At 71.1% G+C, this 21605-nt stretch carries 16 protein-coding genes and 1 tRNA gene; 8 read left to right on the top strand and 9 right to left on the bottom strand.

All coding sequences use genetic code 11. The features are described 5' to 3' along the window. Positions 1–52: 52 nt before the first annotated feature. Positions 53–1483 carry a CCA tRNA nucleotidyltransferase gene (locus tag VB059_RS00625; RefSeq protein WP_323420074.1) on the bottom strand — a complete coding sequence of 477 codons (1431 nt, stop codon included), beginning with the start codon at positions 1481–1483 and terminating at the stop codon, positions 53–55. A gap of 40 nt (positions 1484–1523) precedes the next feature. Between VB059_RS00625 and VB059_RS00620 the strand changes: the two genes are divergently transcribed. From VB059_RS00620 to VB059_RS00600, 5 genes are all read left to right on the top strand, one after another. Beyond that, positions 1524–3734 (top strand): hypothetical protein, encoded by a 2211-nt coding sequence (locus VB059_RS00620; protein WP_323420073.1) that lies wholly within the window; start codon positions 1524–1526, stop codon positions 3732–3734. 17 nt (positions 3735–3751) lie between these two features. After that, on the top strand, positions 3752–7120 hold the full coding sequence (gene murJ / locus VB059_RS00615; RefSeq protein ID WP_323420072.1) for a murein biosynthesis integral membrane protein MurJ: 3369 nt from the start codon (positions 3752–3754) through the stop codon (positions 7118–7120). Further along, a complete protein-coding gene (gene sigM / locus VB059_RS00610; RefSeq protein ID WP_323420071.1) occupies positions 7117–7671 on the top strand; it encodes an RNA polymerase sigma factor SigM in 555 nt (184 codons plus the stop codon). Before murJ ends, sigM begins: the two co-directional genes overlap by 4 nt. 90 nt (positions 7672–7761) lie before the next feature. Continuing rightward, positions 7762–8088, top strand: coding sequence for a hypothetical protein (locus VB059_RS00605; protein ID WP_323420070.1), 327 nt, complete (start codon positions 7762–7764; stop codon positions 8086–8088). Then, the gene (locus tag VB059_RS00600; protein WP_323420069.1) at positions 8085–9071 is read left to right on the top strand and encodes an LLM class flavin-dependent oxidoreductase; all 987 of its coding nucleotides are present in this window, start codon (positions 8085–8087) and stop codon (positions 9069–9071) included. The genes VB059_RS00605 and VB059_RS00600 overlap by 4 nt, the downstream gene beginning before the upstream one ends. Here the strand turns inward: VB059_RS00600 and VB059_RS00595 are convergent. Continuing rightward, positions 9044–10009 (bottom strand): L-lactate dehydrogenase, encoded by a 966-nt coding sequence (locus VB059_RS00595; protein ID WP_323420068.1) that lies wholly within the window; start codon positions 10007–10009, stop codon positions 9044–9046. The two genes, VB059_RS00600 and VB059_RS00595, sit on opposite strands and share 28 nt — an antisense overlap. A gap of 27 nt (positions 10010–10036) precedes the next feature. After that, on the bottom strand, positions 10037–10849 hold the full coding sequence (locus tag VB059_RS00590; protein WP_323420067.1) for a hypothetical protein: 813 nt from the start codon (positions 10847–10849) through the stop codon (positions 10037–10039). 94 nt (positions 10850–10943) lie between these two features. Here VB059_RS00590 and VB059_RS00585 point away from each other — a divergent pair, with 94 nt between their 5' ends. From VB059_RS00585 to VB059_RS00575, 3 genes are all read left to right on the top strand, one after another. Beyond that, entirely contained in the window at positions 10944–11915 is a 972-nt protein-coding gene (locus tag VB059_RS00585; protein WP_323420066.1) for a formate/nitrite transporter family protein, read from the top strand. Between the two features lie 78 nt (positions 11916–11993). Next, on the top strand, positions 11994–12800 hold the full coding sequence (locus VB059_RS00580) for a sulfite exporter TauE/SafE family protein (RefSeq protein ID WP_323420065.1): 807 nt from the start codon (positions 11994–11996) through the stop codon (positions 12798–12800). Between the two features lie 145 nt (positions 12801–12945). Beyond that, on the top strand, positions 12946–14136 hold the full coding sequence (locus VB059_RS00575; RefSeq protein ID WP_323420064.1) for a winged helix DNA-binding domain-containing protein: 1191 nt from the start codon (positions 12946–12948) through the stop codon (positions 14134–14136). Positions 14137–14198: 62 nt separating this feature from the next. On the opposite strand, the gene VB059_RS00570 is transcribed toward VB059_RS00575, so the two are convergent. The 6 genes from VB059_RS00570 to recF all read right to left on the bottom strand — a co-directional run bounded on the left by VB059_RS00570 (position 14199) and on the right by recF (position 21604). Further along, positions 14199–14275 (bottom strand) — tRNA-Ile (locus VB059_RS00570). A gap of 84 nt (positions 14276–14359) precedes the next feature. Further along, entirely contained in the window at positions 14360–14872 is a 513-nt protein-coding gene (locus VB059_RS00565; protein WP_323420063.1) for a DUF3566 domain-containing protein, read from the bottom strand. Continuing rightward, positions 14865–17579: a DNA gyrase subunit A gene (gene gyrA, locus VB059_RS00560; RefSeq protein WP_323420062.1), complete on the bottom strand. Its 2715-nt coding sequence runs from the start codon at positions 17577–17579 to the stop codon at positions 14865–14867. The genes VB059_RS00565 and gyrA overlap by 8 nt, the downstream gene beginning before the upstream one ends. A 16-nt stretch (positions 17580–17595) precedes the next feature. Next, positions 17596–19629 carry a DNA topoisomerase (ATP-hydrolyzing) subunit B gene (gene gyrB / locus VB059_RS00555; RefSeq protein ID WP_323420061.1) on the bottom strand — a complete coding sequence of 678 codons (2034 nt, stop codon included), beginning with the start codon at positions 19627–19629 and terminating at the stop codon, positions 17596–17598. A gap of 132 nt (positions 19630–19761) precedes the next feature. After that, positions 19762–20439 carry a DUF721 domain-containing protein gene (locus VB059_RS00550; protein ID WP_323420060.1) on the bottom strand — a complete coding sequence of 226 codons (678 nt, stop codon included), beginning with the start codon at positions 20437–20439 and terminating at the stop codon, positions 19762–19764. Continuing rightward, positions 20429–21604 (bottom strand): DNA replication/repair protein RecF, encoded by a 1176-nt coding sequence (recF, locus tag VB059_RS00545; RefSeq protein WP_323420059.1) that lies wholly within the window; start codon positions 21602–21604, stop codon positions 20429–20431. The genes VB059_RS00550 and recF overlap by 11 nt, the downstream gene beginning before the upstream one ends. Position 21605 lies beyond the last annotated feature (1 nt).

The following is a 21605-nucleotide window of genomic DNA, read 5'->3' as shown; positions in this document are numbered from 1 at the left end:
TCCCCGAGGACCAACCGATGACCGGCCGAGGACCAACCGAGGACCGAGGACCCTACAGGCTCTCGGCGGCCCACTCCCGCAGGCGACGGGCGGCCTCCTCCTCGCCGAGCGGACCGTTGTCGATGCGCAGCTCCAGGAGGAACTTGTACGCCCGGCCGACCACCGGGCCGGCCGGCACGTCGAGGATCGCCATGATCTGGTCGCCGTTCAGGTCCGGGCGCATCGCGTCCAGCTCCTCCTGCTGCTCCAGCTCGCCGATCCGGTCCTCGAGGTGGTCGTACGCGGCGCGCAGCCCGGCCGCCCGCTTGCGGTTGCGCGTCGTGCAGTCGGCCCGGGTGAGGATGTGCAGCCGCTCCAGCTGGTCCCCGGCGTCGCGGACGTAGCGGCGCACCGCCGAGTCGGTCCAGCCGCCCTCGCCGTACCCGTGGAAGCGCAGGTGCAGCTCGATCAGCGTGCAGATCTCCTTGACCTCGTCGCTGCTGAAGTGCAGGGCCTTGAGCCGTTTGCGGGCCATCTTCGCGCCGACCACGTCGTGGTGGTGGAAGGACACCTTGCCGCCGTCCTCGAACCGCCGGGTCGCCGGCTTGCCGATGTCGTGCAGCAGCGCCGCCATCCGCAGCACCAGGTCCGGCGCATGGCCGCGGGCCTGCTCCAGGGCGATCGCCTGGTCGAGCACGGTCAGCGAGTGCTCGTAGACGTCCTTGTGCCGGTGGTGTTCGTCGACCTCCAGCTGCAGCGCCGGCAGTTCGGGCAGCACCCGGGCGGCCAGCCCGGTCGCCACGAAGACGTTCAGCCCGTTGCGCGGGTGCGGGGTGAGCAGCAGCTTGCTGAGCTCGTCACGCACCCGCTCGGCGGAGATGATGTCCAGTCGGTCGGCCATCTCCCGCATCGCCGTGATCACCTCGCGGGTCGGCACGAAACCGAGCTGGGAGGTGAACCGGGCCGCCCGCATCATCCGCAGCGGATCATCGGAGAACGACTGCTCCGGCGTCCCGGGCGTACGGATCACCTCCGCGGCCAGATCGGCCAGCCCGCCGAACGGATCGACGAACTTCCGGGTCCGGACGTCGACCGCCATCGCGTTCACGGTGAAGTCACGCCGGCCCAGGTCCCCCTCGAGGGTGTCGCCGAAGACCACCTCCGGCTTGCGCGAGTCGCTGCGGTAGGTGTCGGCCCGGTACGTGGTGATCTCGACCACCCAGCCGCCCTCGACGTTGCACCCGATCGTGCCGAACGCCTTGCCGATGTCCCACACGTGGCGCGACACCTTCTTCAGCAGCCGCTCGATCTCATCGGGCCGGGCCGAGGTGGTGAAGTCCAGGTCGTGGCCCAGCCGACCCATCAGGGCGTCACGTACGGATCCGCCGACCAGATAGAGCTGGTGACCCGCCAAGGCGAAGACATCGCCGAGCCGGTCGATGACGGGGGCGATCCGCATCAACTCGGTCACTGCGTTGTCCTGGGCTTGGGTCAGGGAAGGCACGCTGACCGAGTCTACCCGGGGTCGCCCGTACGATGGCGGAGTGAGCCCCTGCCCGCTGCCGTCCCGGCGCCGCCCCCTCGGCAGCCGGTTCCTCGGCGCGCCCGGCGGCGGGCTACCCGGCTCATCCGGCCGCGGGCTACCCGGCTCATCCAGCCAGGACCGTCGCGCCCTGACCGGCCCTCGGCGCCCGGTCACGACCGGCCGCCGGCTGCTGGTGCTGCCCGCCGTGCTCACCGCGCTGCTACTGGCGATGCTGACGGTCCTCACCGGGGCGGCCACCCCGGCGCATGCGGAGGACCGGGTGCGGATCGACCTGACCGCGATCACCCCCAAGGTGACCAAGGCCACCGACGTCGTCACGGTCAGCGGCACGGTGACGAACACCAGCGCCACCACCCTGTCGGGCGTGCAGGCCTACCTGTGGCGCGACCAACTGGTCCGCACCACCGCGACCGACCTCGACACCGCGGACGGCCCGGTCGGCGCCCGCTACCTCGGTAAGTACGTGATCCTCGGCACCGACACCACCGGCACCCTGACACCCGGCCAGCAGAGCGGCTTCACCCTCACCGCCCCACTCTCCGAGCTCGGCATCCCGGCCCGGGACGGCGTGACGATGATCGGCGTCCAGGTCCGCGGGTCGGACGGCTCGGGCAACGCCACCCTCGGCCGGGCCCGGTCCTGGCTGACCCAGGACTTCGGCACCCGGGCCCTCACCCCGCGTGTCGCCTCGGTCGTGGTGCTCGCCTCGGCGCCCTCGCGGGTGGCGGCCGGGACGTTCTCCGATGACCACCTGGCCCGGGAGATCGCCCCCGGCGGCCGCCTCGACGTACTGCTCCGCAGCGCCGCGGCGAACAACCGGACCCACCTCATCGACCCCGCGCTGATCGTCTCCGTGGAGGAGATGGCCAAGGGCTACAAGCTCACCGACGGCAGTGACGGCACCGGCCAGGCCGACGCGAAGAACTGGCTGCAGGCCTTCGACGCACTCACCACGCCCGGCTACCGGCTGCCGTACGCCACCGTCGACGTCGACCTGATGGCCGGCATCGACCAGATCGGGATGGTCCGCTCCGCCCTCGACGCCACCACCCTGCCGGCCGACGTCGCGGGGCTGCCCCCCGCGGTGCTGCCGGCCGGCGGCCAGCTCACCCGACGCGGCCTGGCCGCTCTGGCCCCCACCGACGGCCCCGCCGCCTCACCCACTCCCTCGGCCTCCGCCGGCGCCACCCCCGCCACCGTGCCGACCTCGACCACCCCTCCGGTGGTGCTCGCCGCCCAGCCGACCGACGGCGCCGACATCGCCCACGGCGCCACCCCGCCGGCCCACTGGACCACCTCCGAGGGCCCTGCGGTGGTGACGTACGACTCCCGCTCGCTCACCCCGGGGCCGGACGCGGCCGGCACCGACGCCCAGCGGCGCGCGGCGCTGACGGCCATCGGCTACCTCGATGCCCTGGACAACCGGCCGGCCCAGGTGCGGCTGATCACCGACACCGACACCGCGCATGCCGACGACCTCGACGCCACCGCCCGCACCTCACTGTCCTGGCTGGTCGACGGCAGCGCCGCGGCGATCACCGACGCGGTGCTGCACGCCCCGCCCGCCGACGACGACCGGACCCGCGACGTCCGCCGGCTGGCCACCGCCACCACCGGGCTCTCCAGCCTGTTCACCGACCCGGCCGTCGCCGCGGACACCACTTGGCGGGCCGTCGCCGCGGTCGCCAGCACCCAGTGGGCGCCGACCTCGGTGTCCGCCGGCCCGGGCACCACCACCGACGCGTACGCCACCTATCGGGACCTCCAGAAGGAGCGGATCAACCGGATCACCGACGGCGACGCGGTGGCGATCAGCGCCCGCCCGGTGCTGCTCACCGCCCGCCAGGACACCCAGTTCCCCGTCACCATCACCAACAACCTCGACGTGCCGGTGTCGGTCCGGCTGGAGTTCGAATCGGAGAACGCCGAGCGCCTGCACGTGCCACCGGTCGACGTCCGCACCATCGGGGCGGGCGAGGCGATCGGGGTGGTCGCCGTGCCGAGGGTGGCGGCGAACGGCAGCTACACCGTCGTGGCCCGGCTCACCACGCCCGAAGGGACCGCCATCGGCGTCCCCGTGGACATCGACGTACAGGCCACACAGGCCGGAAGGGTCGGATGGATACTGATGATCGTGTCGGGACTCGTCGTGATCGGCACCACGGTGTTCCGGATCAAGCAGGTCCGGGCCGAACGGAGCCCCCGGTGAGCCGGACCCGTTCGATGATGTCCACGACCGTTCTGATGGCCGGGGGCACCTTCGCCTCCCGGGTCCTCGGGTTCGTCCGGGCCGCCCTGATCGCGGTCGTCCTCGGCAACGGCACCCGTCCGGCCGAGGCGTTCAACCTCGCCAACACCATCCCCAACAGCCTCTACATCCTGCTCGCCGGCGGCGTGATGAACGCGGTCCTGGTGCCGCAGATCGTCCGGGCGATGGACGAGGACGAGGACGGCGGCGCGGCCTACACCAACCGGATCATGACGGCGTTCCTCGCCGCGCTGGGTGTGACGACGGCACTGGTCACCGTCGCCGCGCCGTGGATCATGACGCTCTACACGGCGGAGGGCTGGCGCGAGCCGGCGATGGCGCCGTACTGGAGCAACATGGTCGCGCTGGCCTACCTGTGCCTGCCGGAGATCTTCTTCTACGGCGCCACGGTGCTCGTCGGCCAGGTGCTCAACGCCCGGCAGGTCTACATCCCCTACATGTGGGCGCCGATCGCCAACAACGTCATCTCGATCGCCGTCTTCGGCCTCTACCTCGGCCTGTGGGGCACCTCCCACGGGGCGCCGTTCAGCTGGCCGCAGGTGCTGCTGCTGGGCCTGGGCTCGACCCTCGGGATCGCCGCCCAGTTCTTCATCCTGGTGCCGTTCCTCACCCGGGCCGGCTTCCGCTACCGGCCCCGCTGGGACCTGCGGGGCACCGGGCTGGGCCACACCTTCCGGCTGGCGCAGTGGACGCTCTACTTCGTGCTGGTCAACCAGCTGGCGATCTTCGTCGTCAACCGGCTCGGGTCGACCGCCGTGCTCGGCGCCAGCGGCGAGGGGGCGGGCATCACCGCCTACCAGACGGCCTCGCTGATCTGGATCGTCCCGCACTCGCTGATCACCCTGTCGCTGGCCACCCAGATGATGACCAGCAGCTCCCGGCTGGCCGCCGAGGGCGACCTGCGGGGTGTCGCGGCCGAGTCCGACCGGACGATGCGCAGCGCACTGGCCGTCATCGTGCCGAGCGCGATCGCGCTGTTCGCCCTCGCCTTCCCGATCAGCCAGCTGATGTTCGGCAACGGCGCCGGGGCCCGGGACGCCGACTTCATCGGCCGGACGCTGCTGGTGATGGCTCTCGGCCTGGTGCCGTACAGCCTGCACTACCTGGTGATCCGGTCCTTCTACGCCCTCGAGGACACCCGTACGCCCTTCCTGGTGCAGAGCACCATCGTGGCCAGCAACATCATCCTGGCGATCGTCCTGGTCGTCCCGTGGCACGCGCCCGGCTGGGTCGCGGCCGGCCTGGGCGGGGCGTACGCGCTGGCGTACGTGGTGGGGCTCGGCATCGCCGTCCCGCTGCTGCGCCGCCGGCTGCCGGACTTCCGGTTCGCGCCGATCATCCGCCACATCGTCCGGCTCACCGTGGCCACCGCCCCCGGCGCACTGCTGGCCTGGCTGATCGTCCGGTTCACCGGGGGCCACGGCCAGCTGCTGCTGCTCCTTTCCGTCGCGGTCGGTGGGGCGGGCGCCGTCGCGACTTTCGTGGTGCTGGCACGTAGGCTGCAGATCGAGGAGGTCGAGGAGGTGCTCACCGCCCTGCGACGCAGGGGCGGATCCGGCACCCCGCCGACCGGCCTCCCACGGCAGCAGGAGGAGGGGGCCGTGCCGCAGGACCCGAGGACCGAGGCCGCCGGGCCGGGCGACACGCACGCCCCGGGCCACACGGATTCCCCCGGCCACGCTGACTCCCCCGGCCACGGGGACGCCTTCGGCAGCGACGAGTACACCCGGCCGATCGGGGCGCCCGGCTACCAGGCCGGCCGGCTGCTCGGCGGCCGGTTCCGCCTCGAGGACCCGCTCGACGGGCGCCGCCAGGACCTGTGGCGGGCCACCGACCTCAGCCTGAAGCGCTGGGTCGTCTGCCAGTTCTTCCCCGCCGGTGACCCGCGCAGCCCGCTGCTGCTGGCCGCCGCCAAGCGCGCCGCCCAGGTCACCGACGCCCGGTTCGTCCGCATCCTCGACTTCTCCGACGACGGCGACGAGCCGTACGTGGTGCGTGAGTACGCCCCCGGCCAGACCCTCACCAAGCTGCTGGCCCGCGGGCCGTTGTCCGGCACCGAGTCGGCCTGGCTGGTCCGCGAGATCGCCGACGCGATGTCGACCGTGCATGCCCAGCGCCGCTACCACCAGCGACTCGACCCGGACGCGGTGATGGTCACCGACACCGGCAACGTGAAGATCCTCGGCTTCCAGATCGACGAGGCGCTGCTGCCCGGCGAGGAGCCCGAGCCGAGGGTGCAGGGCGCCGAACGCACCGACGTCCTCGCCCTCGGTCGACTGCTCTACACCTGCCTCACCGGCCTGTGGCCCGGCGGGACGGTGCCCGGGCTGCCGCCCGCCCCCACCCGGGGCGGCATGTGGCCCTCACCGCGGCGGGTCCGCACCGACGTGCCGCCCGCCCTGGACCGGATCTGCGCGCAGGTGATCGGCGGCGTCAGCCCGATGATGGAGAACGCCACCGGCCGGCCCGGCATCACCACCGCCACCGGCCTGGTGGCGGCACTGTCGACCGTGCTCGGGGTCACCGACGCCTCGTACCGGCTGGAGCAGCGGGTCCGAACCGCCCAGGGCACCCTGTCACTGGACGCCACCCGCGAGCAGCCGGCCGTCCCCGCCGCGCCGGTGCCACCGCAGACCGCGGCCGTGCCCCCGCAGCCCAGCGAGCGCCCGCTCCGCATCGTGCCCCGCAGCACACCCCGGCGTGGCTGGGTGATCGCCCTGCTCGTGCTGGTCGCGATGGCCGTCGTCGTCGGGCTGATCGGGGTGGCGATCAACGCCGGCCGGGCCGGGCACTCGGGCACCGGGCCGGCCGGGGTCACCAGCGGCACCGCCAGCTCGTCCGGCTCCGCCGACACCGGCCCCTGGAAGATCACCGGGGTGGCCACCTTCGACCCCTCGGCCGACGGCGGCAACAACGAGGAGAACGACCGGACCGCCCCGTACGCGACCGACGGCAACCCGACCACGATGTGGCAGACGATGTCGTACGTCGGCGACGCCCGCTTCGGCAAGCTCAAGCCCGGCGCCGGCCTGGTGCTCGACCTGGGCCGCCCCCGCGACGTCCGCACCGTGACCCTGCAGCTCTACGGGACCGGGACCGATCTCGAGGTGCGGGTCCCGAAGGACACCGCCGCCACCTCGGCGCCGATGGACTCGGAGAAGTCCTGGCGGGCGGTGGCCCGGGCCACCGGTGCCGCCGGGACGGTGGACCTGACCGCGGACAGCCCGGTCACCACCCGCTACGTGTTGGTCTACCTGACGTCGCTGCCCTCCGACGGGAACGGCCAGTTCCGGGGCGGGATCTACGAGGTGCAGGTGACGCCATGACGCGGTCGCCCGAGCCGCCCACCGACGAGGAGCTGCTGGCCGCCCACGTCACGGGCGCCCCGGAGGCCTTCGCGGTGCTCGTCGGGCGCCACCAGGACCGCCTCTGGTCGGTGGCGCTGCGGACCCTCGGCGACCCGGAGGACGCCGCGGACGCCCTGCAGGACGCCTACCTGCGGGCCTTCCGCCGGGCCCACACGTTCCGCGGCGACGCCCGCGTCGCGACCTGGCTGCACCGGATCGTGATCAACTCCTGCCTGGACCGGATCCGCTACCTGAAGCGACGTCCGACCGCCCCGCTCGACCCCGAGCGGGTGGCCGCCCGGCCGGGCGGGGACGACCCGCCCGAGGCGCTGGTCGACGCGGTCACCGAGGCGCTCGGTCGGATCACCCCGGACCAGCGCGCGGCGCTGATCCTGGTGGACATGGAGGGGTTCACCGTCGAGGAGGCAGCCGCCATGCTCGGCTGCGCCCCCGGGACGATCAAGTCCCGGTGCTCGCGCGGCCGGGCACGATTGGCCGCGCTGTTGCACGACTTCCCGACCCCGGGATGAGCCAGAATAGGACGAGTCAGTCACTGGGCTGTGAGGCGTACGGGGGTACATCACACCGGACAACAACGTGTGCTTCGAGGATCAGGAGGCGTGGTGATCGACGACCCGCAGGAGCAGGCCGGGAGCCCACTCGACGCGAGCGACCAGAGCTGGGGGGATCCCCTGGCCGAGCAGCTGGGCGAGCTGCTCCGCCGGACAACCGTCCCCGCGATGCCGGACCTCGTCCGGACCCGGCTGGACACGGCCATCCGCCAGGCCCAGGCCGAGCGCGAGGCCGGTGACCTGGCCCAGGCACACCACGAGGCCCTGGTGGCCGCGGCGAAGCGTACGGCCCTGGGCAGCTTCGGCCCCAACCCGATCCACCCCCGGACGACGTTCCGGGGCCGGTGGTCGCGCGCACGTACGATCGGGGCATGACGACCCCACCGCTGTGCGTCCTCGACCTCGTCCCCGTCTCGGCCGGATCCGATGTCAGGGCGGCCCTGGAGGCCACCTACGCGGCCGTCCGGCTGGCCGAGGAGAGCGGCTACCGCCGGTACTGGTTCGCCGAGCACCACAACTCACCGACCTTCGCCAGCTCCGCGACCGGCCTGCTGATCGAGCACGCACTGGCGATGACCAGCACCCTGCGGGTCGGTTCGGGCGGCGTGATGTTGCCGAACCACGCGCCGCTGACGGTCGCCGAGCAGTTCGGCACCCTGGTCCAGCTGCACGGTGACCGGGTCGACCTCGGCCTCGGCCGGGCCCCCGGCACCGATCCGATGACCGCCCGGCTGCTGCGCCGCGGCGCCTCCGACGCCCAGTCCTTCGCCGACCAGATCTACGAGCTGCAGTCCTGGTTCCGGTCCGGCGACTCACCGCGCGGGGTGTCCTCGATCGTCGCCGCCGGCACCGAGGTGCCGATCTGGGTGCTCGGCTCCACCACCAACGGCGCCTCGATCGCGGGCCAGCTGGGGCTGCCGTTCGCCGTCGCGTCGCACTTCGCCCCCGACGAGCTGTACGAGGCGCTGTCGGTCTACCGGCACTCCTTCTCCACCGAGTCGCCGACGGCGCGGCTGGCGGCCCCGTACGCCATGGTCGGGGTGTCGGTGCTGGTCGCGGACACCGATGCGGAGGCGGAGTACCAGTACTCCACCCACCTGCAGATGTCGATCGGCAACGCCACCGGGGCCCGCCGGCCGCTGCAGCCCCCGCGCACCGACCTGCCGCACGACGAGGGCTGGCGGGCCGCCCAGGGCATGCTGGCCTGCCGGGCGGTGGGCTCCCCCGCCACGGTGCGCCGGCAGCTGGACGAGCTGGTGGCGGCGACCGGTGCGGACGAGCTCATCGTGGTGACGTACGCCCACGATCCGCAGGTCCGGCTGCGCAGCCTTCAGTTGTTGGCGGAGGTGTGGAAGTAGGGGTCCTGCACCTCGTGCAGGGCCGCCGCGCTGGCCGAGAACCGGGCCTGTTCGTCCTCGCTGAGCGGGATCTGGATGACCCGCTCGACACCGCCGCGGCAGAGCACCGCCGGAGTGCCCAGGTAGACGTCGTGCTGGCCGTACTCGCCGTTCAGCAGTGTCGACACCGGCAGCGCGACCCGCTGGTCCTCCAGGATCGCGCGGGTGATCCGGGCCAGCGCCATCCCGATGCCGAACGACGTCGAGCCCTTCGCGGCGATGATCCGTTCGGCCGAGGTGACGGTCACCTGGAACGCCTCCTCGATCTCCAGCCGGCGCTCCGGGTGGCGGGCCAGCTCCTCGGCGATCGGCACCCCGGCGATGGTCGCGCTGGACAGCGCGGGCAGCTCTGAGTCGCCGTGCTCCCCCACCACGTTCGCGTGCACGCTCATCGGCGCGACGTCGTACAGCATGCCGAGCAGGTAACGGAACCGGGCCGAGTCGAGCGTGGTGCCGGAGCCGAGGACCTGACTGCTGGGCAGGCCCGAGACCTTCCAGGCCGCGTAGGACAGGATGTCGACCGGGTTGGTGGCCATCAGGATGACCCCGTGGAAGCCGTTGTCGATGGCCTGGCGGATGATCCCACCGGTGATCCTCAGGTTCTTGTCGACCAGGTCGAGCCGGGTCTCGCCGGGCTTCTGGGCAGCGCCGGCGGTGACCACCAGCAGCGCCGCGTCGGCCGAGTCGGCCTCGTACGAGCCGAACCGGACGTTGGTGGGCGAGGGGGCCCAGACGACGCCGTGGTTGAGGTCCTCGACCTCGCCGCGCGCCTTGGTCTCGTTCAGGTCGATGATCGCGAGATCGTGGGTGATGCCCTGGTTGACCAGCGCGTACGCGTACGCGGCGCCGACGTCACCGGCGCCGACAAGCAGAATCCTGTTACCAACGGTGGGAGCCATGCTTCTATTGAAACATTGGTATGACCATTATGTGAGCGTGGGGTCGCCCACCACGCGGTAGCTCGCCGCCCGCCGCCGCAGCAGCGCGGCGTGGTCGGGATCGGTCACCGCGTCGGCGAGGGCGGTCAGCAGCTCCGGGTCGAACGGGGCGACGGTGACCAGCGCCGCGAGCAGGGAGGCGGCCTCGGTCCGCCACCCTGCTGCGACCAGCGCGCGGGCCCGGGCGGCCTCGGCGGCCAGGGTCGGCGGTGCGGCCCCGCCGAGGTCGGTGCGCAGCGCGAGCAGACGGCGACGGACCGCCGGGTCCGGGGTGGCCTCCAGCTCCCGGCTGGTCCGCGCCCAGGTGTCCGGGTCGGTGAGGGTGAAGCGGTCGAAGACCCAGCGGCCGACCGCGTCGATCGGCGCGACGGCGGGCGGCAGCGCGGCCAGTTGCTCGGGATCGGGCTGATCCCAGCGCAGGAAGGCCCCCATGTCCTCGTCGACCAACCAGGCCAGCCGGGCGGCCACCCGGGCCTCGAAGCCCTGCTGTGAGCCGATCAGGTCGGCGGCCCGCCACCAGCCCAGCCGGCCCGCGACCGGGTCGACGCCGTCGCCGAACACCCGCGCGGTCATCGCATGCGCGGTGGCCGGCGCCAGGGCGGCCCGGATCACCGCCGGCACCGGGACGCTGCGCCGGTCGAGGTCCATCCACATCATGTAGAACTGGTCGTGCCCGACCGGACGCTCCTCCGGCGGCATCATCGCGTACGCGCGCAGCTGCAGCAGCACGGGCCCGACGCTCTTCTTCACCAGCTGAGTGTGCTGCTCGTCGACGGCGAGACGTACGACATCGTAGGTCATGGCCACATTCTGCCCCTCGGCGTGCCGGCGGCGGCCCGGACCACGATCTTCTTTTGTATTGACAAATACTATTTTGTATTGACAAACTTCACCTGTGGAGATCGACGACGACCGCCTCTATCCGGGCCGCGTGTTCATCGAGAACACCCTCGAGGCCGCAGACACCAAGGTGCACATGTCGAGCCGGATCACGGTGCGCTACCTCCAGCGCGCAGCGATGGCCGGCTTCCTCATCGGCCTGTTCTATGTCGCCTACCACGCGACCGCGGCGACCTTCGCCGCCGTGCAGGTGGGCGGCGTCAGCCTCGTCGGCTTCGGGAAGATGCTCGGCTCGTTCATCTTCGGCTGGGCGCTGGTGTTCATCTTCTTCACCAGGTCGGAGCTGCTCACCTCCAACATGATGGTGGTCAGCATCGCGCACTACCACCGCCGGACGACGACCCGGCGGGCCCTGCGGGTGCTGGCGACCTGCTTCCTCGGCAACGCGCTGGGCGGCCTGGTCCTCGCCCTCCTGCTGAAGTGCTCGACACTGGTCTCCGGGGCGGTCGCCACCCAGATGGCGCATGCCGTCGAGGTGAAGCTCGGCTATCTGGACACCGCCGCCGGGGTCGGGGACCTGTTCGTCCGGGCGATCCTGTGCAACCTGGTGATCAACGTCGCGATGCTGCTGGTCTACAACGGCTTCGTCAAGGACTCCATCACGATGACCCTGACGATGGTCGCCGCGGTGTTCGTCTTCGCCTTCCTCGGCCTGGAACACTCCGTGGCGAACACCGTCTTCTTCCTGATCGTCGGGCTCAGCCAGGGCATCGACGTGGCCCGGGCCGCCGGCAACGTCGCGATCGCGCTGGTCGGCAACTTCATCGGCGGCGGCATCCTGATCGGCTACTACTACGCGTACGTGAACAACCAGCGGCCGAGGAGCGCCTCGGTCGACCCGGGGTCGACCGGTATCGGGCCGGTCCCGGCGGAGTCGGTTCCCGCGCAGTCGATTCCCGCGCAGTCGATCCTTGCAGAGTCCGTCCCGGCGCAGTCGGTCCCCGTCGAAGAGGTCACCCGGACCTGACGGCAGCGGGCCTCGCGACCCTCCGCACGGGCTGTCCGCACGGGCTGTCCCCGCACCGATCGCCGCTATCGTGGCGGCGTGGCCGCCGGCACCGGCGCCGCGGCACCGGGAGGAGACGCGATGGGCGGGATCGAGATCCTGGGAATGCCATTGGGTGTCCTGGCGCTGATCGCGCTGGCCGGCGTCGGCACCGGCATCGTCGGCTACCTCACCGGGCTGGCCTCCCTGGTCAGCTACCCCGTGCTACTGGCAGCGGGTCTGTCGCCGGTCGCGGCGAACGTCTCCAACACCCTGGGGCTGGTCGGCGTCGGGGTCGGCTCGACCGCCCGGGCGATGCGTACGGTCACCGGCGGCCGCCGCCGGACCCTGGCTGCGCAGCTGGTCGTGGCCGCCGTCGGCGGCGGCCTGGGGGCGACGGTGCTGCTGGTCGCCGGGGAGTCGAGCTTCACGGCGATCGTGCCCTGGTTGATCGTGCTCGCCTCGGTCCTGTTGCTGCTCAGCCCACGGATCAGCCGGCTGCGGGGGGATGCCCCCAACCCTGTCGTCTACTGGATCGGGCTGTTCCTGGTCAGCTGCTACGGCGGCTACTTCGGGGCCGGCGCGGGCGTGATGTACCTCGCCCTCACCCTGATCGCGAGCACCGAGCTGTTCACCCGGTCGATGGTGATGAAGAGCCTGCTGCTCGGGGTGAGCAACCTCGTCGCCTCCCTCATCTTCATCGGCTTCGGACCGGTGAACTGGGCGGCGGCGATCGCGCTCGGCCTGGGGTGCGTGGTCGGCGGCAACTTCGGCCCGGTGATCCAGCGGCTGATCCCCGAGCCGGTGCTGCGGGCGGTCGTCGCGGGAGCCGGGTTCATCCTGGCCGCCTGGCTCTGGCTGCGCTGACCGCCCTCGGGTGAACACCCTCGGTCGCGTAGTGATCCGGGACGTCACGCCATCATCCCACGGTGACACACGACCGGAGCACAGAGCACCGGACCGGCTCGCCACGTCACCGCACGGCGACCGAAGCCGCCGATAGCCTGTCCGTGTGGTCGAGAAGGTGTCGAAGGGCGACGTCATCGCGTTCCGCCTGCGCGCCCACCACCTTCTCGAACGGTCGGACGCGGACGGACTGCTCGACGTGACCGGCCGGTGCGGCATTCAGAACAGCCCGCCCGGTTCGGCGCTGCTCGCACTACACGCCAGGGTGCGCGACATCACCCGGCAGCGAGTGGACGAGGCGGTCGCCGACGACAGGAGCCTGGTGCAGACCTGGTGCATGCGCGGTGCACCGTTCTACGTCCCGACCGCGGACGCCCCCGTGTTCACCACCGGAGTACTCCCGCCCACCGAGGCCACGATGCGGCACTTCCTCCTCGGAGCGGGACCGGCGGTGGACAGACTCGGCATGAGCCTGACCGAGGCGGTCGCACTGACCGAGGCCGAGATCGGCGATGTCCTGTCCGGGCGCGGGCTCGCCATCGACGAACTCGGCACGGAGCTCGCTGGGCGGATCGCCCGCAGGTTGCCGCTGGAGCAACGCGACATCTGGGAGGAAGAAGGTCCGTACGCCCCGGGGCAGCCGCTCGGCGAGGCCGTCGTTCATTTCTGCGTCCGCATCCTCACCCTGCGACGCGTCGTCTGCTTCGCCCCGCGCACCCGGAACAGGGCCCCGTTCGTCCTGGCCACCGAGTGGCTCGGCCAGCCGATCCCGGACACCGACCCGGAGACGGCGCGCACGGAACTGCTCCGCCGCTACCTGCACTGCTACGGGCCTTCGACCCGCGCCGATTTCGCCGCCTGGCTGGGAATCCGGGCCGGCGACACCGATCCCTGGTGGCGTCTGCTCGCCGACGGGCTGACCCAGGTCGAGTTCGGCGGCACCGCGTGGATCCTCACCGAAGACCTCGACGCGCTGCGGTCGGGCGCGACACCGCAGGGCGTACGCCTGCTCCCACCCCACGACCCCTATGTCCAGGCCCGCGACCGCGAGATGATCGTCGAGAAGAAGCACCACCGAGACGTCTGGCGAACAATCGGTGATCCCGGGACGATCCTGGCTGACGGCGCCATCATCGGCACCTGGCGTCCGCGCAGGACCGGCCGGACGCTGACCATCACAGTCAGGACGTTCGGAGCCCTGTCGAGCCGACACCGGACGGCGTTGCAGGACGAGGCCGAACAGATCGCGCCCCTGCGAGACGCCTCGGCCGCGGTCGTGGAGTTCGACACCTACTGACAACGGCCTCAACGATCCGAATCAGCGAACCGGGGATGTCGACCGTCTGGACAACGATCTTCTGGTGGGCCTAGCTGGACTTGAACCAGCGACCTCTGTCTTATCAGGACAGCGCTCTAACCACCTGAGCTATAGGCCCGTACGGCGCTCAACTGCTTGCCGCGCCGAGGACAAACACTAGCGCATCCCTTCATGGCAGGCAAAATCGGGGATGCGGCAGGGCTCAGTCCTCGGCGAGGGTCACCTCGAGGCCGCCGATGAGGCGACAGGCGGTGTTGTAGAGGAACGCCAGCAGCGTCGACATGGCGGTCAGGATGACCACGTTGAGCACCGACAGCAGGATCGTCAGGCCCATCGTCTTGGACAGCCCGAAGTAGTCCTGGATCCGGAACTGCTGGGTCTCCCCCGGTGACAGCAGCAGCGCGCCGACCTGCTCGTTGATCAGGGTGAACACCCCCGAGACCGACAGCACCAGCCAGGTGATCAGCACCAGGATCAGCGCTGCGATGCCGAAGGCGATGGAGAAGACGAACGACGTCTTCATCACCGACCAGGGGTCGACGTGGCTGAGCCGCAGGGTGGCCTTCCGGGTCCGCTGCGGCGCCGGGCCGTCACCCTCCTGACCCGGGCGGCGCAGCGCGGCCGGGGTCTCGGGCACTCCGGCAGGGCCGTAGAACTCCTCGGTGGACCGCAGGACGGTCTCGTCGACGTCGCCGTCCGGTCGGGCGTCACTCACTGGTGGTCTCCTCGGTCGTGTCCGTGTCGTCGGTCGGGTCGATGTCGTCGGTCAGGTCCGGGGCCTCGGTCAGCTCGGTGTCCTCGGCTGTCGCGGTGTCCACACCCTCGGGCGCCTCGCCCTCGGCATCCTCGTCGTCCTCCGAGCTCTCCGGGTTGAGCGCGATGATCGACACCGCGTCGTTGGCGGAGACCTTGACGAACTTCACCCCCATAGTGTCACGCGAGGTGACAGCCACCTCCTGGACCGCGCTCCGTGTCACCTGGCCCGAGGTCTTGATGGCGATCACCTCATCGCCCTCCTGGACCATCAGACCGCCGACCAGGCCGCCGCGCTCCGAGTTCAGCTTCATCGCCTTGATGCCGAGCCCGCCCCGGCCCTGCAGCCGGTAGTCGCTCACCCGCGACCGCTTGGCATAGCCCTCGTCGGTCACGGTGAAGACGAACCGGTCGTCCTCGGGGAAGTCGTCACGGACCACCATCATGGTCAGCAGCTCGTCGCCCTCGCGGAACTTCATCCCGGTCACCCCGGAGGTGGCCCGGCCCATCGGGCGCAGCTGCGCATCGTCGGCACGGAACCGGATCGCCTGGCCCTTGCGGGAGATCAGCAGCACGTCATCGACGCTGCTGGCCAGCTCGGCGCCGATCAGCTCGTCGTCATCGTCACGGAAGCTGATCGCGATCACCCCCGCCTGCCGCGGCGAGTCGTACGCCGTCAGTGCGGTCTTCTTCACCAGCCCCTTGCGGGTGGCGAGCAGCAGGTAGTCCGCCACGTCGTACGACGGGATGGCGAGCACCTGAGCGATCGTCTCCCCGGGCAGGAAGCTCAGCAGGCCCGCCACGTGGCCGCCCTTGGCGTCCCGGTTGGCCTCCGGCAGCTGCCAGGCCTTGGCCCGGTAGACCCGGCCCATGTTGGTGAAGAACAGGATCCACTGGTGGTTGGTGGTGGCGAACAGGTGCGCCACCTCGTCGTCGGCGCGCAGCGTCGCGCCGCGTACGCCCTTGCCGCCGCGCTTCTGCACCCGGTACTGGTCGGACCGGGTGCGCTTCGCGTAACCACCGTGGGTGATGGTGACGATGACGTCCTCGTCCGGGATCAGGTCCTCGTCGGACAGGTCGCCGTCGGCCGAGACGATCCGGGTGCGCCGCTCGTCGCCGTACTTGTCGACGATCTCCTGCAGCTCGGTGGCGATGATCTGGCGCTGCCGGTCGGGCTTGGCGAGGATGTCGCGGTAGTCGGCGATCCGGGCCTCGATCTCCTCGAGGGTCTCGATGATCTTCTGCCGCTCCAGGGCGGCCAGCCGGCGCAGCTGCATGTCGAGGATGGCAGTGGCCTGCGCGTCGTCGATCTCCAGCAGGTCCTTCAGGCCCTCGCGGGCGGCCTCGGTGGTCGGCGAGCGGCGGATCAGCGCGATCACCTCGTCGAGGGCGTCCAGGGCCTTCACCAGGGCGCGGTAGATGTGCGCCTGCTCCTCGGCCTTGCGCAGCCGGTACTCGGTCCGGCGCCGGATCACCTCGATCTGGTGGGTGATCCAGTGCGAGATGAACTGGTCCAGCCGCAGCGTACGTGGCACGTCGTCGACCAGCGCCACCATGTTGCAGCCGAAGGTGTCCTGCAGCTGGGTGTGCTTGTAGAGGTTGTTCATCACCACCCGCGGCTGGGCGTCACGCTTCAGCACGATCACCAGCCGCTGGCCGGTGCGCGCCGAGCTGTCGTCGCGGATGTCGGCGATGCCGTTGAGCTTGCCGTTGTGGACCAGCTCGGCGATCTTCAGCGCCAGGTTGTCCGGGTTGCACATGTACGGCAGCTCGGTGACGACGAGCTGCGTACGACCCTTCTCGTCCTCCTCGATGTCGATCACCGCCCGCATGGTGACCGAGCCGCGACCGGTCCGGTAGGCCTCGTCGATGCCCTTGCGGCCGACGATCAGCGCGCCGAGCGGGAAGTCCGGGCCCTTGATCCGCTCCATCGCCGCCTCGAGCAGCTCCTCCTCGGAGGCCTCGGCATGCTGCAGCGCCCACTGCACGGCGTCGTTGACCTCGCGCATGTTGTGCGTCGGGATGTTGGTGGCCATCCCGACGGCGATGCCGGTCGAGCCGTTCACCAGCAGGTTCGGGAAGCGGGCCGGCAGCACGGTCGGCTCCATGTCGCGGCCGTCGTAGTTCGGCTGGAAGTCGACGGTGTCCTCGTCGATGTCGCGGACCATCTCCATCGACAGCGGCGCCATCTTGCACTCGGTGTAACGCATCGCCGCGGCCGGATCATTGCCCGGGGAGCCGAAGTTGCCCTGGCCGTTGACCAGCGGCGCCCGCATCACCCACGGCTGGGCGAGCCGGACCAGAGTGTCGTAGATCGCCGAGTCGCCGTGCGGGTGGTAGGTGCCCATCACCTCACCGACGACGCGGGCGCACTTGTTCCAGCCGCGGTCGGGGCGGTAGCCGCCGTCGTACATCGCATACAGCACCCGGCGGTGCACCGGCTTAAGGCCGTCGCGGACGTCGGGCAGAGCGCGCCCGACGATCACCGACATGGCGTAGTCGAGGTAGGACTTCTGGATCTCCGCCTCGAGGTCGACCTGCTCGACGTTGTCGGTCTTCGCGACGACCGCGAGACCCTGCTGGTCGGCGACCGCCTGCTCGTCGGGCCCGGCCTGCTCGTCGGGGCCCTGGCCCGGTGCGTCCTCGTTCTGCGGGGGGATTTCGCTCATTGTTCAGTTCTTCCGATCAGATGTCGAGGTACCGGACGTCCTTGGCGTTGCGCTGGATGAACGCCCGGCGCTCCGCGACGTCCTCGCCCATGAGGATGGTGAACATCGCGTCGGCGGCGGCCGCGTCCTCCAGCGTCACCTGGAGCAGGATCCGGTTGTCCGGGTCCATCGTGGTGGTCCACAGGTCCTCGGGGTCCATCTCGCCGAGGCCCTTGTAACGCTGGATCGGGTTGATGTTCGGCAGCTTCTTGCCGGCCGCCAGGCCCGCCTCCCGCAGCGCGTCGCGCTCCTCGTCGTTGTACGCCAGCTCGTGCGGCGCGTTGGTCCAGCGCAGCCGGAACAGCGGCGGCTGGGCCAGGTAGACGTGGCCGGCGGCGATCAGCGGCTTCATGAAGCGGAACAACAGTGTCAGCAGGAGCGTACGGATGTGCGCGCCATCGACATCGGCGTCGGCCATCAGGACGATCTTGTGGTAGCGCAGCTTCTCGATGTCGAATTCCTCGTGCACGCCGGTGCCGAGGGCGTTGATGATCGCCTCGACCTCCTTGTTCTGGAGGATCTTGTCGATCCGCGCCTTCTCGACGTTGAGGATCTTGCCGCGCAGCGGGAGGATCGCCTGGGTCCGCGGGTTGCGGCCGCCCTTGGCGGAGCCGCCGGCCGAGTCACCCTCGACGAGGAAGACCTCGCACTCCTCGGGGTTCGTCGACGAGCAGTCGGCGAGCTTGCCGGGCAGCGAGCCGCCGCCGAGCAGGCTCTTCCGGTTGCGGGCCAGGTCACGGGCCTTGCGGGCCGCGATCCGGGCCGAGGCGGCGGCCTGGGCCTTGCGGACGATGTCCTTGCCCTCGGACGGGTTCTGCTCGAACCAGTCGCCGAGCTTCTCGTTGACGACCTTCTGCACGAACGAGCGCGCCTCGGTGTTGCCGAGCTTCGTCTTCGTCTGGCCCTCGAACTGCGGCTCGCCGATCTTGATCGAGATCACCGCGGTGAGGCCCTCACGGATGTCGTCGCCGGAGACCCGGTCCTCGCGCTTCTTGATCAGCCCCCAGGTCTCGCCCCACTTGTTCACCGTGTTGGTCAGCGCGGAGCGGAAGCCCTCCTCGTGGGTGCCGCCCTCGTGGGTGTTGATGGTGTTGGCGAAGGTGTGCACCGACTCGGTGTAGGACTGGTTCCATTGCATCGCGACCTCGAGGCCCATCGCGTGCTCGGGGTCGTGGGTCTCGACCGCGATCACGCTGGAGTGCACGGTCTCCTTGGTGCCGGTCAGGTACTTGACGTAGTCGATCAGGCCGTCGTCGTAGCGGAAGACGTCGGTGCGGGGCCCGCGCTGCTTCTTGCCGGAGTCGGGCACCGCCGCTTGGTCGAGGTCCTCGCCGCCCTGGTCCTGATCGCCGCGGGGACGCAGATCGACCAGGGTGATCGACAGGCCCTTGTTGAGGAAGGCCATCTCCCGGAACCGCGTCGCCAGCGTGTCGTACGAGTAGTCGGTGGTCTCGAAGATCTCGTCGGAGGCGTAGAAGGTGACCGTGGTGCCGGTCTCCTCGCTGGGCTCCAGCCGCTCCAGCGGGGCGTCCGGGGTGCCGAGGTGGAAGCCCTGGCGCCAGTGGAAGCCGTCCGTGTACACGTCGACGACCAGCCGATCGGACAGGGCGTTGACGACGGAGACGCCGACGCCGTGCAGACCGCCGGACACCTTGTAGCCACCGGTGCCGAACTTGCCGCCCGCATGCAGCATGGTCAGGGCCACGGTGAGGGCGGAGATGCCCTCCTTGGGGTGGATGCCGACCGGGATCCCGCGGCCGTTGTCGACCACCCGGATGCCGCTGTCGGCCAGCAGCTCGACCCGGATGGTGTCGCAGTAGCCGGCCAGCGCCTCGTCGACGGAGTTGTCGACGACCTCGTACACCAAGTGGTGCAGGCCGCGCTCGCCGGTGGAGCCGATGTACATGCCGGGTCGCTTGCGAACCGCCTCCAGGCCCTCCAGGACGCTGATGGAACTGGCGTCGTACGTGTCGGGGGCCACGTGAGTGTTCTGCTGTTCGGCTTCGGTCACTGCTGCATCCTACCGCACCGGGTCCGTGGCCGATGTCACACACGCGCCCAGACGGCCCTGGAGGGCTGTCTGGGGCTCCGAGGGGGTCATTCGCAGGGGTGACCACGTCGGCGGGGGATCGGATCGGCAGAATCACCCGTACGTATCGCGCGGTCCGCGGCCCCGGACCCGCAGCCGGCCATGGGACCAGGACGGCGCGTCGGGCCCCTTCACCACGATCCGGCGGACCACGGCGGAGCCCAGCCGCTCGTTCAGCCCAGCGATCACTGCCGGGGCGATGCCGCGCATCTGCACCGCCCACGCGGTGGAGGAGGTCCGTACGGTGAGCACGCCGTCCTCGTACGCCTCGGGACGGCAGTGCGCTGCGTTCGACGGGCCGATCAGCTCCGGCCAGCGGGCCATCAGGGCGTGCACGTCGAGGTCGGTGCGCCAGCCCCGCTCCGCCACGATCCGGCGCAACACGTTGCCGATCTGCTGGGGGTCGCGGTCGTCGGGCCGGGCGCCCGAGGACAGCGGTTCGGTCGGGCGGCGGCGCCTCCGGCGTGGGGTGCGCTGTGGCGCGGGCGCGCCGGCGTTGATCTGCCGGGCGATCCGGCGGGCCAGGTCGAGACCGTCCGCCTCGGGGATGTCGACCTCGGCATCGTGCTCGCGCTCGACGTCCGGATCTGCGGCCGACCGGCGCTCGCCGGGCCCGCGGTCGTCCTCGCGATCGACGGGCGCCGACGGCACCGCCGCGGGCGGCGGGCCGGACAGGTCAGATCGGGACAGCTCCGGCTCCGGCAGCACCGGCTCGGGGGGCTCAGACGGCATCGGGGACCACCTCCCCCGCGGCGACCCGGAAGCGTTGGCCGGCCAGGGAGTCGGGCAGGTCCTCGGCGACGGCCGCGGTGACCAGCACCTGGTCGGCCCCGAGCACGCCGCCGGCGAGCCGGTCGCGCCGGGTGGCGTCCAGCTCGGCGAACACGTCGTCGAGGATGAGCACCGGCTCGATCCCGTCGGCCCGCAGCAGGTGGAAGCCGCCCAGCTTCAGCGCCAGGGCGTACGACCAGGACTCGCCGTGGCTGGCGTAGCCCTTGGCCGGCAGGTCGCCGAGGACGAGCTCGATGTCGTCGCGGTGCGGCCCGACCAGCGACACCCCGCGGGCGATCTCCTCGCCGCGGCGCTCGGCCATCCGGGCCAGCAGGCGGTGCCGGAGCTCCTCCCGGTCGGTCGTCGCGGGGCGGTCGGCGCCATCGTCGGTGTCGTCACTGTCGCCGGTGTCCAGTGAGCTGCGGTAGCGGGCGGTCGCGACGTTGTTGGCCGGGGCGATGTCGGCGTACGCCTGCGTGGTGTGCGGCATCAGCGCGGTGAGCGTGTCGAGGCGGGCCGACAGCACCTCGGCGCCGATGGCGGCCAACTGGTCGTCCCAGATCTGCAGGGTGTCCCGGGCGTACGGGTCGGGGGTCCGTCCGCCGCGGCCGGACATCGTCTTCAGCAGGCTGTTGCGCTGCCGCAGCACCTTGTCGTAGTCGTGGCGGACACCGGCCATCCGCGGCCAGCGGGTGGCGACCAGCGCGTCGAGGAAGGCCCGCCGGGCGGCCGGGTCGCCCTTGACGATGGCCAGGTCCTCGGGGGAGAAGACCACCGTGCGCAGGATGCCGAGCAGCTCCCGCGGTCGTTGCAGCGGTGCCCGGTTGAGCCGGGCCCGGTTGGCCCGGCCGGGGTGGATGTCGATCTCCAGCACCAGCGCCCGGTCGTCGTCGCGGCCGGCCCGCACCCGGGCCTTCACCGTGGCCCGCTCGGCGCCGTGCCGCACCAGCGGCAGGTCGGAGGAGACCCGGTGGGAGCCGAGGGTGGCCAGGTAGTCCACCGCCTCCACCAGGTTGGTCTTGCCCTGACCGTTGGACCCGACGAAGGTCACCACACCCGGCTCCAGGTCGACATCGACGTACGTGTACGACCGGAAGTCGGCCAGTGTCAGGTGGTCGACGTACACC

Origin of the sequence: Raineyella sp. (assembly GCF_034933565.1) — a bacterium.
Taxonomy (GTDB): domain Bacteria; phylum Actinomycetota; class Actinomycetes; order Propionibacteriales; family Propionibacteriaceae; genus Raineyella.
The sequence above is the reverse complement of the archived record's forward strand: the minus strand, read 5'-3'. Positions and strand labels throughout refer to the sequence as shown.

Excerpts from the sequence above, each read along its gene's own strand:
- gyrA (WP_323420062.1), bottom strand. The coding sequence starts at position 17,579 with ATGAGCGAAATCCCCCCGCAGAACGAGGACGCACCGGGCCAGGGCCCC.
- VB059_RS00550 (WP_323420060.1), bottom strand. The coding sequence starts at position 20,439 with ATGCCGTCTGAGCCCCCCGAGCCGGTGCTGCCGGAGCCGGAGCTGTCC.
- murJ (WP_323420072.1), top strand. The coding sequence starts at position 3,752 with ATGTCCACGACCGTTCTGATGGCCGGGGGCACCTTCGCCTCCCGGGTC.
- sigM (WP_323420071.1), top strand. The coding sequence starts at position 7,117 with ATGACGCGGTCGCCCGAGCCGCCCACCGACGAGGAGCTGCTGGCCGCC.
- VB059_RS00600 (WP_323420069.1), top strand. The coding sequence starts at position 8,085 with ATGACGACCCCACCGCTGTGCGTCCTCGACCTCGTCCCCGTCTCGGCC.
- VB059_RS00595 (WP_323420068.1), bottom strand. The coding sequence starts at position 10,009 with ATGGCTCCCACCGTTGGTAACAGGATTCTGCTTGTCGGCGCCGGTGAC.
- VB059_RS00590 (WP_323420067.1), bottom strand. The coding sequence starts at position 10,849 with ATGACCTACGATGTCGTACGTCTCGCCGTCGACGAGCAGCACACTCAG.